The following is a 1,147-nucleotide window of genomic DNA, read 5'->3' on the forward strand; positions in this document are numbered from 1 at the left end:
CTTATAGTTCGACCAAGCCACTTAATCTCATAAAGTAACTTACTATTAGATTAGGTGGAACATGCTCCTGTTGGTTACGAATATTGAATGGTAAACATCCAATGTTTCTAACAAGACGTTCGAACCAACAGAGCAACTCGATTTCTAAACGCATACTCAGGGATTGACGACCACGACTATCTATAAGACCTGCGAGAAACGAGATTTAAGCATATTCCACCGTTAACTTTACGCGCAGGAGCTGCAAAATGAAAGCATATAACGTTAATGATTTCGCTGCCTTAATCGGCATTGATTGGGCAGATACTAAACATGATATCTGTGAACACCCTAACCACACAGAAAAATATCAATACTCCATTATAAAAAGTAAACCCGAAGCGCTTCACGAATGGGCTATGAGCCTTAAAAAGCGTTACCCAAGCCAACAAATTGCCGTGGCCTGCGAACTAAAAAAAGGTCCCCTTATTTATGCGCTATCCAAATATAACCACCTCACCTTATTTACGATTAACCCTTCAGCTGTGGCTAATTATCGTAAAGCCTTTACGCCAAGTAACGCTAAAGATGATCCTTCTGATGCATTTATACAAGTTGAAATACTTATCCTACACATGGGTAAGTTAACCGTTATTGAACCCGAATCAGCCGCTATACGCTCACTAGCACAGCTAGTAGAATACCGAAGGAGCTTGGTACAAGATAGCGTGGATTTATCAAATAAAATAACCGCCGCATTAAAGAATTACTACCCGCAAGTACTTGAATGGTTTAAAGAAAAAGGCACGTACATTTTTTGCGACTTCATCAGTAAATGGCCGTCACTCGCTCACGCCAAAAGAGCAAAGAAACAAACACTCTTAGACTTTTTTAATAGCCACAATTCACATTACGCCCATGTTAATGATGCGCGTGTTTTGAGTATTAAGAGTGCTATGGCATTAACCGATGACACAGGAGTGATAGAGCCAAATCAACTTTTAGTTGGTGTGCTTATTGCGCAATTCAAAGTGTTGCTAAAGGGAATTGAATCGCTAGATAAAGTGATAAAAAAGGCTTACAAAGCGCAAGATGACAAAGTTATTTTTGATAGCCTTCCTGGTGCAGGACCGCAATTGTCACCACGATTATTAGTCGCCTTTGGCAG

1 protein-coding gene is annotated in these 1,147 nt (G+C 40.1%); it reads left to right on the forward strand.

The genetic code is table 11. The annotated features are described in order from the left end of the window. Window positions 1-248: 248 nt before the first annotated feature. The coding region (locus ESZ26_RS19040; RefSeq protein WP_146801396.1) for an IS110 family transposase at window positions 249-1,147 on the forward strand (899 nt) is incomplete at its 3' end.

Origin of the sequence: Colwellia hornerae, from assembly GCF_007954355.1 — a bacterium.
Classification (GTDB): Bacteria; Pseudomonadota; Gammaproteobacteria; order Enterobacterales; family Alteromonadaceae; genus Colwellia_A; species Colwellia_A hornerae.